Genomic DNA, 16540 nt, shown 5'->3' on the forward strand with positions numbered 1-16540 from the left:
AGGCAAAGGCTTTTTTTTTGCCCGAATTAGTCTGTGCATATACAAATGGAACTTTTTTTACTTGTTTGCATTAAATGAAATAGCGAATAAATATTTATCTTATATGGAAGGGGAGTGGAATTGTTGGCTTTTGTACAAACATATACGAAAACGGACTCTTTATTTATGGTACACACAGGGAATACAGTTGGCATGCGTGGTATTACAACAGCGACGGCGTATCAATACAATGCATTAATAACAAGAGATACAAATTTAAGTTTTGCAGGAGTTCCTTCTTCGGTAGATCCATTAACTTTTGCGGGAACGACAAATGATTGGACATTAAATGGTTCTTGGGCAAGACTTAATCCTTCAGTAACAGATGTACCAGCAACAGCAACTGTAGACTTTGCAATGCTAGTATGGCAAGGAACATTGAGTGCAACTGTGACAGAAACGGTGGTAAATAACAATATACCTACTTTACAAACACCGGATGGGGTCACTCATACAATTACGAGTGTTCCTGCATGGGGAGAGACGAGATCAAGCGGAACATTTCAAGGTACCATTTATACACGTGCTGCAAATGTAACAAATATTCTACAAGGGCTTTCAAACCGAGCGACAGGAGATTATTTTGTAGAAAGAATACCAACGGCAAATCCACCAGCGCAAGGGACTGGAGTAGGATGGGCATTAGTTGTTGTGTATCGTGATAATTCATACCCTGTTAGGAATGTTAGTTTATATACTGGTTTACTCATTTCTACATTGGGTGAGACAGCAACGATTTCAAATTTTATCACGCCAGCTGTAGCACCAGTTAATGCTCGTGTATTTACAATGGCGATTAATGGTGATACAGATGCAACAGGTGATAGATTTAACTTAAACGGTACGGGACTTTCAGGACCTAATAATTTAATAAATAACTTTTTTGCTTCACAAGTAAATAATTATTTAGGAAATTTAAATACAATCGGAAGTTTTGGGGATAGAAATATGCCAATTGGTACTTCTGCGACTAACCGTCGTGCGGAATTTGATGTGACAAATGTGCCTGCAAATGGCGTGTTAACAGCTGGATCCACTTCTACTACCGTGAATATCCCAAATACATTTGATTATATTTACGCTGGTGCTGTCGGTTTACAAATAGATTTAGCGGAGGCACGTTTAACTGCTACAAAATCAGTAACTGTAAGTTAAAAAAGATTGCTATAAGCTAGCAATCTTTTTTATGAGGTAGGTTTTGTTAGTAAAGATTGATAATGAGAATAATCAATCTTTTTTTCTTGTAGTTTTTTTACTAAAAATTTATGATCACGCTTTGGTGTAGCAATAATATACCCTTTAATAATTAAATCTTGTGTAATTTGAGAGGCTTTTTCTTGTAAGGCAAGTTCTCCGATTTTTCCGGCAATTTTTGATTTAGCAACATCGCGAAATAGTTCTGGAACAGGACTTACGAGCTCTTCTAACAATTGTTTTTGTTCGTCATCCCATAAATGCCTCGTTTTATTAATATAGTGCTCTTCCCAATCTAATATAGACATACCATCTTCTTTTGGTAGTCGTTTTAAAAATTTTCTGAACATAAAGTATCCACCGATAGACATAAGTCCTAATAAAATAACAGTCCACAGTACAATAAACCAACTGAACCATCCTTCGAGCAAGAGTATCCCCCCTTAATGATTGCGGTTTTCTTTTATTTATATTATAAACAGTGAGATTCATAGAAAGCAAGAACGCTTGGTCATTTTGACCAAGCGTTATCATTTAAACAAAGTATAGTTGTTCCACACATAAATTATTATTATCATCTTCTACATATTCAATGATTAATGTGCCAACTTTACGATCTTTATCTTCAGTTGTGAAAATAGAGTAAGAAGTAAAACGTGCTGTTGATAGGCCGCTTATATGTGTAGGTAAAGAAATGTAGTCGTTATCGCGGAAGAATTCCATCAGTTCAATATCCTCAAATTCTTTTCGGTCAACTTGTTTGTTTGTATAGCGGCGTTGAAGTTGTTTTAAAGACTCATTCCAAGAAATTGCTTTTGTGTCGTATACCATTGTTCTATCTCCTTACTGTATGTAATCATTAAGAACATACGTTCTAATCTAGTATACTCTTTTTATTAGAAAAGGGAAAGCAAAAAATAATGTAAGCTTGGATTTCCAAGCTTACATTATTGATGCGTCCGTCATAATCTCTATTTTTTATTATAAGTTACATAAGAATAAGAAACAAGATGATATATATTTTGTTGATAGTTTTCAAAATTCTGCATATTATAGGTATACTAAAATGTAAGGGAATGAGCGGCATGGCATATGTAATTTCACTTCAAGGACCGATGGCAAGTGGAAAAACCACCTTAGCTAAAAGGTTAGAGCTACATGGGTTATCGGTGATATATGAAAATCCATACCCAATTGTAGAAAAGCGAAAACAATTAAATTTGGATATGAATTCAAAAGAAGGGTTTATAGCAAATCAAAAAATGTTTATAGAAGCTAAAATAAAAGAGTTTCAAAATGCGAAAGGTTCAGTCGTAATTTTTGATCGTGGACCAGAAGATATTGAATTCTATACCATCTTTTATCCTACAATTATAGGAAAAGAGTGGGATATAGAAACTGAATTAAAAGATGAATTATATAAATTAAGAGAATGTCGTTCAGATGCTATTTTTTATTTAGATAGCTCGGAAAGTAATTTATATAATAGAAAAAATAATGATAGAACAAGAAACAGAAGTACATTTGAGGAGCAATTTAAATTAGTAGAAACTGAAAAAGACTGGTATAAACAATTTCCTGTAAATTATGTGGACACGAATAGATTATCAGCAGACGCATTAGGGGTATATTTTATGAAGTGGTTAAAGGGGAGAGGGCTATGAAAAAAATACTATTATTCGTATATCCAACATTTGCGGAGTTTGAAATTACGGTAGCAACGGCATTGTTGAAAAATAAATATGAAATCATTACAGCGAGTTTAACGAAAGAATTGATTATAAGTGAAACAGGTTTGCAAGTGCAACCGCATATAGAATTAAGTGAAGTACGTGTAGAAGAATATGAGGGGATTATTATTCCCGGTGGAGACGCGATACATATGAAGGATGCAGAAGGACTCTTTTCAGTCATCCGTCAGTTTCACGAACAAGAAAAATTAGTAGCTGCTATTTGTGCGGGACCGTATGCACTAGCAAAAGCAGGCTTATTCAAAGAAGTCTCGTATACAGTGACTATGGATTATAAACAATTAGAGTGTTTTCCAGTAGAAAATTTTGTGTATAAAGAAATTGTGCAACATTCGAATGTTATTACAGCACAGGGGCATGCATTTGTACCATTTGGAATAGCGATTGCCTCTTATTTTGGAGTAACAAACGAACATAATATAAATTTTTACAGTGGTAAGGGGAATGTGATGATGGAGGAGCTTTTGCCTGAGAATGTATAAAAGCTAGCATTTGCTAGCTTTTTTCTTTTTGACATCGATAAATGGCTAACGTTTTCGGATCACGCCATATACCGTTATGAATTGCCAATTCATTTTCTACTTCTTCTTTTAGCCATTCCTTCATTTCGGCGTGAAGATGTGTATTATCAGGTATATTTAGCGACGGAAACATGCTAGAAATATAGTTTACAATTGGAGTAGCATGATGAAAAACGAGAGCATTATGAATAACTGCTTCTTCAACAGTTGGAAAAACAGACTGTAATATCTCTTTACCATTTTCCAAACAAAATGGCGTGACTGAAGATGTTGTTTTCGGTAAATCAAATGCGTCTAACATGCGGTTACACATTTCAACTATACGAGATAATGTAACGTCAGAATTTGTTGTAGCTAACAGTGAGCCTCCAGGACGTATTACTTTATGGAACCCTTGGACTGTTTTTTCAACATCTTTCATGTGGTATAACATATGTCTTGCGACAATCCAGTCGTAGCAATTAGCTTCGAAAGGAAGTTTACCGGCGTCACCTAGCCTCCATTCAATTATGCTATTCTTTTTTGTGGCTTCAGAAAGCATCGTTTTCGATTGATCCAAACCTGTTAAATGTCCTGTATGACCGTTAGTTTGTAAAAGAGAAAGAAAATTCCCGTTAGCGCACCCAACCTCTAATATTTTCTCGTCTCCTTGAAGTTGTAAATGATCTATGACGACTTCATCTAAATTCACATGTTTTTCTTCATAATGTTTATGTGTATCGATACGTGTTTGTAAATGGTTGCTTACGTTGTATTGGCGTTTTACATCATTCATCTTTTCGTATTCCACCTTCGTACAAAATTGCTGAATCGCGTGCGTTAATACGTCAGTTTTCTTTAAGCCTTCGTAATGGAGTGCAGATTCAAACCTTTCAAGTAATTTTTCTTCAATTCGAAAATGAATATCTTTTCGCTTTGTCATTGAAAATTCGCTCCTTTGCATCTGTTAGTGAGACTATAGCATGCCTGAAAAAATTGTGTAAATCATTTGTGTACACAAATGGAGGAGATGAAAAAATTATTTGAATGTGAGTTTAAACTATTGACGATTTAACCGTTTTCATATATTCTTAAATTAAGAAATATTCAAATAATTAAAAGAAATGAGAGAGTCACATGCTTCTTCAAGGAACACATCGAATTGGTCGTATGGCCATGCTGTTGGCACTTGCGGATGAGAATGAAAGTCCTGTATTATCTATTCCAAAAGGTTGGAAGTATTGTACGGGGAAAGTGGGTTCGATGAATTCGCAAAAGGTTGTCGCAGCAATGGAAACAGCGGCTAAGAGCAACCAAGTTATTGAAACAGACGTTTACAGAGAAACACATGCACTTTATCATGCAATTATGGAAGCTTTGTACGGAGTGACGAGAGGTCAAATTCAGTTAGCAGACGTTCTTCGTACAGTAGGACTTCGCTTTGCGATTGTGCGCGGTACACCATACGACGGGAAAAAAGAGGGCGAATGGGTTGCTGTTGCATTATATGGAACGATTGGTGCACCTGTAAAAGGATCTGAGCATGAGGCGATTGGTTTAGGAATTAATCACATATGATTTGCCCATAGTCTATTAGTTAGAAGGGGGCCTTACTTTTTTAGGACAGAAGTCTGTCTTAAAAAGATAAGGTCCCCTTTTGCCTTTTTAAGGAGGAAAAACAATGATTACGTTAACAGGACACACATTGACAATTGAAGAAATGAAGAGGTTGTTACTTGAAGGAGAAGGTGTAACAGCTTGTCCAACTAGTATGCAAAAGGTGGCGGAGTGCCGCGAAGTTGTTGAGAAAATTGTAGAAGACGGAAAAGTCGTTTACGGTATTACAACTGGATTTGGAAAGTTCAGTGATGTGCTTATTCAAAAAGATGATGTAAAGGCACTTCAACACAATTTAATTCAGTCACATGCATGCGGGATAGGCGATCCATTCCCTGAAGAAGTATCACGCGGTATGTTAATTTTACGAGCGAACACGATGCTTAAAGGCGTATCTGGCGTTAGACCGCTTGTTGTAAATATGCTTCTTGAGTTTGTAAATCGTAAAATTCACCCAGTCGTTCCGCAACAAGGTTCACTTGGTGCGAGTGGCGATTTAGCGCCTTTATCTCATCTTGCACTCGTATTATTAGGCGAAGGTGAAGTGTTCTATAAAGGGAAACGCGTTCATGCGATGGTGGCTCTTACAGAAGAAGGTCTTGAGCCGATTGAACTTGAAGCGAAAGAAGGGCTTGCATTAATCAATGGTACGCAGGCGATGACAGCGCAAGGAGTTCTTTCTTATATAGAAGCAGAAGCAACGGCTTATCAAGCTGAATTAATTGCATCTATGACAATTGAAGGGTTACAAGGCATTATTGATGCATTTGATGAAAATGTTCATAAAGCACGTGGTTATAAAGAGCAAGTGGAAGTAGCGAGCAGAATTCGTGACATCCTTCATGATAGTAAATTAACAACAAAACAAGGAGAACTACGAGTACAGGATGCATATTCACTTCGCTGTATCCCACAAGTACACGGTGCTTCTTGGCAAGTTTTAAATTATGTGAAAGAAAAATTAGAAATTGAAATGAATGCAGCAACAGATAATCCACTAATCTTTGATGGCGGAGAAAAAGTAATTTCGGGTGGGAATTTCCATGGTCAACCGATTGCGTTTGCGATGGACTTCTTAAAAGTAGGAATGGCGGAACTTGCAAATATTTCAGAGCGTCGTATTGAGCGTTTAGTAAATCCGCAATTAAATGATTTACCTCCATTTTTAAGTCCAGAACCAGGACTTCAGTCTGGTGCAATGATTATGCAATACGCAGCAGCGTCACTAGTTTCTGAAAATAAAACGTTAGCACATCCGGCGAGTGTGGATTCAATCCCGTCATCAGCTAACCAAGAAGATCACGTAAGTATGGGAACAATCGCTTCACGCCATGCACATCAAATTATTCAAAACGTAAGACGTGTTCTTTCAATTGAAATGATTTGTGCGATGCAAGCTGCAGAATATCGAGGTATTGAAAACATGAGTACAGTGACGAAGAGCTTTTACCATCAAGGTCGTCAGCAAGTACCTTCTATTACAAATGACCGCATATTCTCAACGGATATTGAAAATATTGCGCATTGGTTAAAAACAAATTATTCGATCAAAGAAAGATTAGATGTAAACGCAGCACTATAAAATGAGAAAAGGGAGAGATTGAAATGGAGAAAGTTAAACAAACAATTCGCGCGCCAAGAGGTACGGAGTTACAAACGAAAGGGTGGGTTCAAGAAGCTGCGCTTCGTATGTTAATGAACAATTTAGATCCGGAAGTTGCTGAAAAGCCAGAAGAATTAGTTGTATATGGCGGAATTGGCCGTGCAGCTCGTAACTGGGAAAGCTATCAGGCGATTGTAGATTCATTAAAAACGTTAGAAAGCGACGAAACATTACTTGTTCAATCAGGGAAACCAGTTGCTATTTTTAAATCACATGAAGATGCGCCACGCGTTTTGTTAGCAAACTCAAACTTAGTACCGAAGTGGGCGAACTGGGATCACTTCCGTGAACTAGAGAAAAAAGGTCTTATGATGTACGGACAAATGACGGCAGGTAGCTGGATTTACATCGGAACACAAGGTATTTTACAAGGAACATATGAAACATTTGGTGAAGCTGCACGTCAACATTTCGGTGGTTCATTAAAAGGTACATTAACACTTACTGCTGGTTTAGGTGGTATGGGTGGTGCACAACCTCTTGCTGTAACGATGAACGGCGGTGTTGTCATTGCTATTGATGTTGATAAGCGCAGCATTGATCGTCGTATTGAAAAGAGATACTGTGATATGTATACAGAATCGTTAGAAGAAGCGTTAACGGTTGCGAACGAGTATAAAGAGAAGAAAGAACCGATTTCTATTGGTTTATTAGGAAATGCGGCAGAAATTTTACCAGAGCTAGTGAAGCGTAATATTACGCCAGATTTAGTTACGGATCAAACATCTGCTCATGACCCATTAAACGGCTATATTCCAGTAGGTTACACGTTAGAAGAAGCGGCAAAACTTCGTGAAGAAGATCCAGAACGTTACGTACAATTATCAAAAGAAAGCATGACAAAACATGTGGAAGCAATGCTTGCTATGCAAGAAAAGGGCGCAATTACATTTGATTACGGAAATAACATTCGCCAAGTTGCTTTCGATGAAGGTTTGAAAAATGCATTCGATTTCCCTGGATTCGTTCCAGCATTTATCCGTCCATTATTCTGCGAAGGAAAAGGACCATTCCGCTGGGTAGCACTTTCTGGTGATCCAGAAGATATTTATAAAACAGACGAAGTAATTTTACGTGAGTTCGCGGATAATGAGCATTTATGTAATTGGATCCGTATGGCTCGTCAGCAAGTTGAGTTCCAAGGTCTTCCGTCACGTATTTGTTGGCTTGGTTACGGTGAGCGCGCGAAATTTGGTCGCATCATTAATGAAATGGTTGCAAATGGTGAATTATCAGCACCAATCGTTATCGGTCGTGACCATTTAGATTGCGGATCAGTAGCATCTCCAAACCGTGAAACAGAAGCGATGAAAGATGGTAGTGATGCAGTAGCTGACTGGCCAATTTTGAATGCATTAATTAACAGTGTAAACGGTGCAAGCTGGGTATCTGTTCACCACGGTGGCGGCGTTGGTATGGGTTATTCACTTCACGCTGGAATGGTTATCGTTGCAGATGGAACAGAAGCAGCAGCAAAACGTATTGAGCGCGTATTAACTTCTGACCCTGGTATGGGTGTTGTTCGTCACGTGGATGCAGGGTATGACTTAGCTGTGGAAACTGCGAAAGAAAAAGGCGTTAATATTCCAATGATGAAATAAGGAGGAGAAAAACATGCTGGACACTTTACTAATAAATATCGGTCAATTGCTAACAATGGATCAAGAAGATGGCTTGTTAAGACGGGAAGCGATGAACACGCTTCCTGTTATCGAAAACGGTGCGGTTGGAATTGAAAATGGTGTAATCACTTTCGTTGGAACAGCAGAAGAAGCAAAAGGACTTCAGGCGAAAGAAGTTATTGATTGTGGCGGGAAAATGGTTTCTCCTGGTCTTGTTGACCCGCATACTCATCTTGTATTTGGTGGATCTCGTGAAAATGAAATTGCACTAAAACTACAAGGAGTTCCGTACTTAGAAATTTTAGAACAAGGCGGAGGTATTCTTTCAACTGTAAATGCAACGAAACAGGCGTCGAAAGAAGAACTTGTTCAAAAAGCGAAATTCCATTTAGACCGTATGCTATCTTTCGGAGTTACAACTGTAGAAGCGAAGAGTGGTTACGGATTAGATGATGAGACAGAATGGAAACAATTAGAGGCAACTGCACAATTACAAAAAGAGCATCCCATCGATTTAGTTTCTACATTTTTAGGTGCTCATGCAGTTCCGAAAGAGTATAAAGGTAGATCGAAAGAATTTTTACAATGGATGTTAGACCTACTACCAGAAATGAAGGAGAAGCAATTAGCTGAATTCGTTGATATTTTCTGTGAAACAGGCGTGTTCTCTGTTGAAGAGTCGAAAGAGTTTTTATTAAAAGCGAAAGAGCTTGGCTTTGACGTGAAAATTCATGCAGATGAAATTGATCCTCTTGGTGGTGCGGAAGCAGCGGCTGAAATTGGTGCAGCATCAGCCGACCATTTAGTTGGTGCTTCTGATAAAGGAATTGAAATGCTTGCAAACTCTAATACAGTAGCCACTTTATTACCAGGAACAACTTTCTATTTAAATAAAGAAAGCTTTGCCCGCGGTCGTAAAATGATCGATGAAGGTGTTGCAGTTGCGTTAGCTACAGACTTTAACCCAGGTAGCTGTCCAACTGAAAACATTCAGCTTATTATGAGCATCGCAATGTTGAAGCTGAAAATGACACCAGAAGAAGTTTGGAACGCGGTAACAGTTAACTCTTCTTATGCTATTAACCGAGGCGATGTAGCTGGGAAAATTAGAGTTGGTCGTAAGGCAGATTTAGTTTTATGGGATGCTTACAATTATGCTTACGTACCGTATCATTACGGCGTAAGTCATGTAAATACAGTATGGAAGAATGGTAATATCGCATATACAAGAGGTGAACAATCGTGGAGCACGGCCACTATTTAAAGAAGAATGCAAAGTTTATCGATCGTGAAGTGACGAAATGGAGTGAAATGATTAAAGATTGGGAGGAAGGCGTGGAAATATTCGGTGCTGCCTTAATTGGAGCACCCCTTTCTAAACCATCTATTAGTCATTCAGGAGCAAGTTTTGCGCCAAAAACGATTCGTGCGATGTTGGATGCATATAGCACGTACGCAATTACAGAAGAACATGATATGAAAGAAAGTGTCTTATATGATTGCGGCGATATTACGATGCATGTGACGGATATAAAAGAAAGTCATAAGCGAATTGCGAAAACAGTTGGTCATGTAACGAAAGTAAATCCGAACATGATACCAATCGTTCTTGGCGGGGATCACTCAATTAGTTTTCCGAGTATAACAGGATTTGCAAACAGTAAAGGAAAGGTTGGGATTATTCAATTTGATGCCCATCATGATTTACGTAATTTAGATGATGGTGGTCCGTCAAATGGTACTCCGTTCCGTAGTTTACTAGAAAATGATATTATTACAGGAAAACAACTCGTTCAAATCGGAATTCGTAATTTTTTAAATGCACGAGCGTACCATGAATATGCAAAAGAACACGGTGTGACAGTTTATACAATGAAAGATGTACGAGAGCGAGAAATCAAAGATATTATTATAGAAAGTATTGAAGTATTAAGAAAGCAAGGCGTGACCTCTATTTACATTTCTCTTGATATGGATGTACTAGATCAAGCATTCGCACCAGGTTGTCCAGCAATCGGTCCTGGTGGAATGGACAGTACGACTTTACTTGATGCGATTGAATTGCTTGGTAAAGAACCGCTTGTGCAAGGGATGGATATTGTAGAAATTGATCCAACCCTCGATTTTAGAGATATGACGAGTCGAGTAGCTGCGCAAGTGATTATGAGTTTTCTTTTGGCCAGGGAAACAGTCCATAAGCAGGTTAGTATATAGGCGTGAAGTTAATGGAGAATTTTTACCGATTCCGTATAAAAAGACACATTACTACTCATATGTAGTAATGTGTTTTTATGTAAAAAGAGAAGGCAAAATTAGAATGTATGTATGTGTGGAAAAGTTAATAAGATTGCGGATTTTTAGTGATATTTTACGAAGTCATTTTCTTAGTTTATAAGAATTGACACGAAAAATAATTTTATGATAAAATAAAAATTTTGCTAAAAAAATGAATGTGTGTTAAGCTTGAGAAGGTTACCATATATGGAGGTGGATTATTTGTTTCAAATTGGCGATAACATTGTTTATCCAATGCAAGGAGCAGGTATAATTAAAGCCATAGAAGAGAAGGAAATCGCAGGAAAAAAACAACAGTATTATGTTATAAAAATGTCGGCTAGTAATATGGAAATAATGATTCCTGAAGGGAAAATATTGAGTTCAAATATACGACCAGTAACGGATATCACGGCATTAATACACATAATAGATATTTTTCAACATGGAGAATCAGATAGATTACTTACGTGGAAACAAAGATATAAATTGAACACTGATAAAATAAAAACGGGTAAAATGCAAGAAGGTGCTGAAGTTGTGCGTGATTTAATGCGTATACAGAAAGAAAAAGCACTTAATGCAAGCGAAAAGAAAATGTTAGATAACGCACATGAGTTTTTGATTAGTGAACTAGGATTAATTGAAGGTATCACAGAAAATCAAATAAAAAGCTTTTGTTAAGGTTTATTACAAATAATGTATTGCATCCCAAAAAAGATTTTGAATTTTTTGGGGACAAAATTATAGACAATCAATCATTTCAAAGACATTCAACTCTTTTAAACCACTTTTTTGAGCATTAACCTCTTTTGTTATTACTACAATCAAATCCATTTTTATTTTTTAATTCTTTTACGAATGTTCGAAGTTTAATTAAACACTTCGATAGAATAGTTACTTGATTTTTGCAATCCTGATTCACACTGGCACGGACGAGGAGCCGTAAGGATGAAAGAGAGGTAGGGCTTTCATTGTTTTAGGTATATAAGTTATTATTTTTAGAAGAATACTGAACTATTTTCACTTCTATTGATAAGGGATTCTTTATATTAAAGAGATAAAGAAATTGACAGCCATATATGATCAACTAAAAAAGGTTTCCTACTAAGGAAACCTTTTTAATTTTATTTATAGCATTCTATTTTTTTGATATTCGAATGTTTTATAGAAAAGTCGTATAAATTGACGTTACTATTTAAAAGTAAGTATGATGCGATTGTAGTAAGAATTTTTTTAGGGGGAAGAAACATGACAAGTTCGAACAAGAAAGCGGCAAGTATTTATGAAGGAACAAATGTAAACGCTTGGGGATCTTTTGAAAATATTGAAGAAACGAAGTTGTTTGATCAGATTCAAGTCGGAGCTTGGTCTCTTCGTAATCGCATAGCAATGGCACCGATGACGAGATGCTTTGCAGACAATGAAACTGGAGTAGTTGGTGCTGATGTAGTGGAGTACTATAGAAAGCGTGCTGCTGACGGAGTTGGATTAATTATTACAGAAGGAATTGTCATTAGTCCGAGAGCGAAAGGGAATCCAGGAGTACCAGGGATTTATACGCAAGAACAAATCGACTCTTGGAAACCTGTTACAGAGGCAGTACATAAAGAAGACGGGACGATTATTGCTCAAATATGGCATGTTGGACGTATGAGTCATCACGAAATAATTGGTGGGCAAATGCCGCAAGCGCCTTCTGCAATCGCTGCAGAAGGGAATGTTCCGCGTTTTCGTAAACCATTTGATACACCAGAAGCAATGACGTTAGAAGAAATACAAGAAGTTATCAGTCAATACGCACAAGCTGCGAAAAACGCGATCGAAGCTGGGTTTGATGGGGTAGAAATTCACGGTGCACACGGGTATTTAATTGATCAATTTACTTATGAGTTTGCAAATAAGCGTACTGATAAATATGGCGGTGACTTAAAGCATAGATTAACGTTTATGAAAGAAGTAACTGAGGCTGTAATAGAAGCAGTTGGAGCTGATAAAACACTTCTTCGTTTCTCTGCTTTTAAAGGGGATAATCCTACTTATATGTGGGAAAACCCTGAGCTGGCAATTGAAACATTTGTAAATATGTTTAAAGAAGTTGGATTAACGATGATTCACCCTTCAACGATGAATTATACGCAAGTGATTGCTGACGGAAAGAATTTTCATCAATTAGTAAGAAAATATTGGGATGGTACGATTGTTGGAGTTGGTAATTTAAATCCGAAAGAGGCAGAAGAAGCACTGCAAGAAGGAACAATTGACGTAGCTGCATTCGGAAGACCGTTAATTGCGAATCCAGACTTTGTTCATCGAATTAAACATGCTGAAAGTTTAGTTGAATATGACGCGAAAGAGCATCTTGCTACATTAATTTGAATAAAGATAAAAGGAGAACACATGGAGTGTTCTCCTTTTATTATGGAATTTCATAGGGGGAAGCGAGATGAGTGAAACGCTACTCGTTATTATTAGTATATTACTATTATTAATGTTGCTTTTAATCGTCTTTTTTATTATCACATTTTTTATAAAAAAACGGACGCATCATTCTATTTTAAAACTACATCCATACTTAGGAAGAATGCGTTACTTACTGGAAAAGATAGGGCCGGAATTCCGACAATATTGGTTTGATCACGATACAGATGGAAAACCTTTTTCACGTTACGATTTTCAAAGTGTTATGTTTTTAGCGAAGTATCGCTCTGAAATACTTGGTTTTGGGTCGAAACGAGATTTTGAAGCATCTGGTTATTATATTGCTAATACGTTGTTTCCGGTATTAACAGAAGAATTAAGTGTGAACGTAACGCAAGAACGTGAAGGGAAAAAGTATGTGATTCATAAAGAAGGATTATTTTCACGGAGAGAAAAATTGACAGCGGATACAACGAATCTTTGGTTATACGAAGAAGACGATGCAATTATCGTCGGCGAAAATTGTCAATATCCGTGGAAACTGTATGGCATGTTTGGGGCATCAGCAACTTCTTACGGTGCGATTGGCGAAAATTATATTTTAGCGAGCGGCTTTGGAGCGAAAATGGCAGGCGGATCGTGGATTAATACTGGTGAAGGTGGCGTTATTCCAGAACATTTACATACAGGGGCGAATATCGTTGCGCAAATTGGTCCAGGACTATTTGGATACCGTGATGAGGACGGGAATTTTTCAATGGAGAAATTTATGGAGAAAGTGAAAGAAAGTAATATTAAAGCATTTGAATTGAAATTTGGGCAAGGTGCGAAAATACGTGGTGGTCATTTAGAGGGGCAAAAAGTAAATGAGAAAATTGCTTCTGTTCGGAATGTACGAGTAGGAGAGACGATTAATTCTCCGAATCGATTTTCATTTTTGAACAATGCGGCAGATACACTTTATTTTATTCAGCGTTTGCAAGAAACTGGCGGGAAACCAATCGGTATGAAAATTGTAATTGGACAGCAGGAGCCGTTGGAAGATTTATTTAAAACGATGAAAGAGTTAAATATCTATCCGGATTTTATTACAATTGACGGTTCAGAAGGTGGATCAGGAGCAACATATAAATCGATGGCAGATAGTATGGGGATGCCGCTTATTCCAGCGTTACTGACATGTATTGATACAGCGAATCAGTATGGTGTTCGTGATAAATTCAAAGTGTTTGCCTCGGGAAAATTAATTACACCAGATAAAGTGGCAATTGCTTTAGCGATTGGTGCAGATGCTGTAAACTCGGCACGTGGTTTTATGATGGCAAGCGGTTGTATTATGGCGCTTCAATGTAATTCTGGCCAATGTCCATCTGGTGTTGCCACGACGAATCCGCACTATCAAAAAGCGTTAGATCCGTATGAGAAGAAGTGGCGAGTTATGAATTATATTATTAGTATGAGATATAGTTTGTTTTCGTTAGCAGCAGCAGCGGGAGTAAAGAGTCCACGTCATTTAAAGAGAGATCATATTGTATTTAAAGATGAGATGGGGCGGATAGTTCCTCTCTCAGAATTGTTTCCTACTAGTAAATAGAAGTAAGCTATGTTTAATAGATTAAAAGTCATACATTTGTATGGCTTATTTTTATTAAAAAAATAGGTGTTTTATTTTCTGAATATTTTTACTTTAATTTCTTTTAAAAACCGGGTAATCCACTGGGATAAAGGCGTTTATGAAGGTTTTCACATGCAGTAAAAAACACCTGTTCACTTGAAAGAACAAAAAATGTTTGTTAAGGTAGGGAACCATAAGCGAAAACAAGAAAATAGAAAAAGTCATTTTTCGAAATTTTGAATGGCTTATGTAACTAAGGGAGAGATTTGGTGAAGATTGAGATTATGGTTTCGCTTGCTATTTATATGGCAGGTATGTTGTATATCGGTTATTGGTCTTATAAGAAGACATCCGATTTATCAGATTATATGTTAGGCGGAAGGGGACTCGGTCCAGCAGTTACAGCTTTATCAGCTGGTGCTTCTGACATGAGTGGTTGGATGCTAATGGGATTACCTGGTGCGATGTATGCGACAGGGTTATCAAGTGTGTGGATTGCGATAGGTTTATTAATAGGTGCTTATGCAAACTATTTAATTCTTGCCCCGCGTTTGCGAACGTATACAGAAGTGGCTAATGATTCAATTACGATTCCAGACTTTTTAGAGAATCGATTTAAAGATCGTACGAAAATACTTCGTTTTGTCTCCGCTATCGTCATTTTAGTATTTTTCACATTTTATGCGTCGGCTGGTTTAGTATCAGGTGGACGTTTGTTTGAAAATTCTTTCAACCTTGATTATAAAATTGGTTTATTTGTAACTGTCGGTGTCGTAGTTGCTTATACACTATTCGGTGGCTTTTTAGCAGTAAGTTGGACCGACTTTGTGCAAGGGTGTATTATGTTTATTGCTCTCGTATTAGTACCAATTGTTGCTTTTACAGATGTTGGTGGTGTAACAGAAACATTCAATACGATTAAGCAAGTTGATGCATCGCATTTAGATATGTTTAAAGGGACCACAATTCTTGGTATTATTTCCTTTTTAGCATGGGGTCTTGGGTATTTTGGTCAACCACATATTATTGTCCGCTTTATGGCAATTACCTCTATTAAAGATTTGAAAACTTCTCGTAGAATCGGTATCGGTTGGATGACGATTTCAATTATAGGTGCAATGCTTACTGGTCTAGTTGGTATTGCTTATTACGCTAAAAATAATGCGACATTACAAGATCCGGAAATGGTCTTTGTAACATTCTCAAACATTTTATTCCATCCGTACATTACTGGGTTTTTATTGTCAGCTATATTGGCTTCGATTATGAGTAGTATTTCCTCGCAATTACTTGTTATTTCAAGTGCAGTAACGGAAGATTTCTATAAAACATTTTTCCGTCGTAACGCAAGTGATAAAGAACTTGTATTTATCGGTAGACTGTCAGTATTAGTAGTAGCTATGATCGCAGTTGTTTTAGCGTATCATCCAAGTGATACAATTTTAACACTTGTCGGTTATGCTTGGGCAGGATTTGGTTCAGCATTTGGACCCGCTATTTTATTAAGTTTATATTGGAAGAGAACGAACAAATGGGGCGTTCTTGCTGGTATGATTGTCGGTGCGATAGTTGTTATTACTTGGGTACAAATTCCAGGTTTAAAAGCAACTATGTATGAAATGGTACCTGGATTCTTCTGTAGTTTATTAGCTGTTATTGTCGTAAGTTTAGTAACGAAAGAACCAATTAAAGCAATTCATCGTGAATTTAATGAGATGGAAGCAGTGCTGGAAGAAGAAACGAAATGATTAGCGAAGAGAGTAAACGAAACTGGCGTTTACTCTCTTTTTATTTAAAATGAAAATAAGGAACTTATTGACAACTAAAAGTAAGTAACTTATAAT

General features: G+C 37.1%; 15 protein-coding genes. 12 read left to right on the plus strand and 3 right to left on the minus strand.

Annotated elements, in window-relative coordinates; translation table 11 throughout:
* Positions 1-123: 123 nt before the first annotated feature.
* Positions 124-1194 carry a hypothetical protein gene (locus tag QCI73_RS09565; protein WP_353822810.1) on the plus strand — a complete coding sequence of 357 codons (1071 nt, stop codon included), beginning with the start codon at positions 124-126 and terminating at the stop codon, positions 1192-1194.
* A 29-nt stretch (positions 1195-1223) separates the two neighbouring features.
* Here QCI73_RS09565 and QCI73_RS09570 read toward each other — a convergent pair whose 3' ends face one another.
* Positions 1224-1664, minus strand: coding sequence for a DUF2621 domain-containing protein (locus tag QCI73_RS09570; protein WP_070806700.1), 441 nt, complete (start codon positions 1662-1664; stop codon positions 1224-1226).
* A gap of 103 nt (positions 1665-1767) precedes the next feature.
* Positions 1768-2064 carry a hypothetical protein gene (locus QCI73_RS09575; RefSeq protein WP_000262403.1) on the minus strand — a complete coding sequence of 99 codons (297 nt, stop codon included), beginning with the start codon at positions 2062-2064 and terminating at the stop codon, positions 1768-1770.
* 254 nt (positions 2065-2318) lie between these two features.
* Here QCI73_RS09575 and QCI73_RS09580 point away from each other — a divergent pair, with 254 nt between their 5' ends.
* Together QCI73_RS09580 and QCI73_RS09585 are read left to right on the plus strand one after the other, a co-directional pair.
* Complete coding sequence (locus QCI73_RS09580; RefSeq protein ID WP_074606682.1) at positions 2319-2897, plus strand: AAA family ATPase; 579 nt, start codon at positions 2319-2321, stop codon at positions 2895-2897.
* Positions 2894-3466, plus strand: a complete 573-nt coding sequence (locus QCI73_RS09585; protein ID WP_327922755.1) for a DJ-1/PfpI family protein — start codon at positions 2894-2896, stop codon at positions 3464-3466. The genes QCI73_RS09580 and QCI73_RS09585 overlap by 4 nt, the downstream gene beginning before the upstream one ends.
* A 13-nt stretch (positions 3467-3479) precedes the next feature.
* Here the strand turns inward: QCI73_RS09585 and QCI73_RS09590 are convergent, their stop codons facing one another.
* The gene (locus tag QCI73_RS09590) at positions 3480-4427 is read right to left on the minus strand and encodes a class I SAM-dependent methyltransferase (protein ID WP_070806696.1); all 948 of its coding nucleotides are present in this window, start codon (positions 4425-4427) and stop codon (positions 3480-3482) included.
* 194 nt (positions 4428-4621) lie between these two features.
* On the opposite strand from QCI73_RS09590, the gene hutP reads away from it, so the two are divergent.
* The 9 genes from hutP to putP all read left to right on the plus strand — a co-directional run bounded on the left by hutP (position 4622) and on the right by putP (position 16444).
* A complete protein-coding gene (hutP, locus tag QCI73_RS09595; protein WP_000926516.1) occupies positions 4622-5062 on the plus strand; it encodes a histidine utilization transcription antiterminator HutP in 441 nt (146 codons plus the stop codon).
* A 103-nt stretch (positions 5063-5165) separates the two neighbouring features.
* A complete protein-coding gene (gene hutH, locus QCI73_RS09600) occupies positions 5166-6683 on the plus strand; it encodes a histidine ammonia-lyase (protein WP_000631846.1) in 1518 nt (505 codons plus the stop codon).
* Between the two features lie 23 nt (positions 6684-6706).
* The gene (gene hutU, locus QCI73_RS09605; protein WP_001989441.1) at positions 6707-8365 is read left to right on the plus strand and encodes a urocanate hydratase; all 1659 of its coding nucleotides are present in this window, start codon (positions 6707-6709) and stop codon (positions 8363-8365) included.
* A gap of 13 nt (positions 8366-8378) precedes the next feature.
* The gene (gene hutI, locus QCI73_RS09610) at positions 8379-9650 is read left to right on the plus strand and encodes an imidazolonepropionase (RefSeq protein WP_000887529.1); all 1272 of its coding nucleotides are present in this window, start codon (positions 8379-8381) and stop codon (positions 9648-9650) included.
* Positions 9629-10600 carry a formimidoylglutamase gene (hutG, locus tag QCI73_RS09615; protein ID WP_353822811.1) on the plus strand — a complete coding sequence of 324 codons (972 nt, stop codon included), beginning with the start codon at positions 9629-9631 and terminating at the stop codon, positions 10598-10600. The genes hutI and hutG overlap by 22 nt, the downstream gene beginning before the upstream one ends.
* A 282-nt stretch (positions 10601-10882) precedes the next feature.
* Complete coding sequence (locus QCI73_RS09620) at positions 10883-11344, plus strand: CarD family transcriptional regulator (RefSeq protein ID WP_000486325.1); 462 nt, start codon at positions 10883-10885, stop codon at positions 11342-11344.
* Positions 11345-11911: 567 nt separating this feature from the next.
* Positions 11912-13039, plus strand: a complete 1128-nt coding sequence (locus QCI73_RS09625; RefSeq protein ID WP_353822812.1) for an alkene reductase — start codon at positions 11912-11914, stop codon at positions 13037-13039.
* Between the two features lie 67 nt (positions 13040-13106).
* Positions 13107-14675: an FMN-binding glutamate synthase family protein gene (locus tag QCI73_RS09630; RefSeq protein ID WP_353822813.1), complete on the plus strand. Its 1569-nt coding sequence runs from the start codon at positions 13107-13109 to the stop codon at positions 14673-14675.
* 290 nt (positions 14676-14965) lie between these two features.
* A complete protein-coding gene (gene putP, locus QCI73_RS09635; RefSeq protein WP_327922762.1) occupies positions 14966-16444 on the plus strand; it encodes a sodium/proline symporter PutP in 1479 nt (492 codons plus the stop codon).
* Positions 16445-16540 lie beyond the last annotated feature (96 nt).

This window comes from Bacillus cereus group sp. MG16 (assembly GCF_040459875.1).
Classification (GTDB): Bacteria; Bacillota; Bacilli; order Bacillales; family Bacillaceae_G; genus Bacillus_A; species Bacillus_A paranthracis.

Excerpts from the sequence above, each read along its gene's own strand:
- QCI73_RS09575 (WP_000262403.1), bottom strand. The coding sequence starts at position 2,064 with ATGGTATACGACACAAAAGCAATTTCTTGGAATGAGTCTTTAAAACAA.
- QCI73_RS09580 (WP_074606682.1), top strand. The coding sequence starts at position 2,319 with ATGGCATATGTAATTTCACTTCAAGGACCGATGGCAAGTGGAAAAACC.
- QCI73_RS09585 (WP_327922755.1), top strand. The coding sequence starts at position 2,894 with ATGAAAAAAATACTATTATTCGTATATCCAACATTTGCGGAGTTTGAA.
- QCI73_RS09590 (WP_070806696.1), bottom strand. The coding sequence starts at position 4,427 with ATGACAAAGCGAAAAGATATTCATTTTCGAATTGAAGAAAAATTACTT.
- hutP (WP_000926516.1), top strand. The coding sequence starts at position 4,622 with ATGCTTCTTCAAGGAACACATCGAATTGGTCGTATGGCCATGCTGTTG.
- hutH (WP_000631846.1), top strand. The coding sequence starts at position 5,166 with ATGATTACGTTAACAGGACACACATTGACAATTGAAGAAATGAAGAGG.
- hutU (WP_001989441.1), top strand. The coding sequence starts at position 6,707 with ATGGAGAAAGTTAAACAAACAATTCGCGCGCCAAGAGGTACGGAGTTA.
- hutI (WP_000887529.1), top strand. The coding sequence starts at position 8,379 with ATGCTGGACACTTTACTAATAAATATCGGTCAATTGCTAACAATGGAT.
- QCI73_RS09625 (WP_353822812.1), top strand. The coding sequence starts at position 11,912 with ATGACAAGTTCGAACAAGAAAGCGGCAAGTATTTATGAAGGAACAAAT.
- QCI73_RS09630 (WP_353822813.1), top strand. The coding sequence starts at position 13,107 with ATGAGTGAAACGCTACTCGTTATTATTAGTATATTACTATTATTAATG.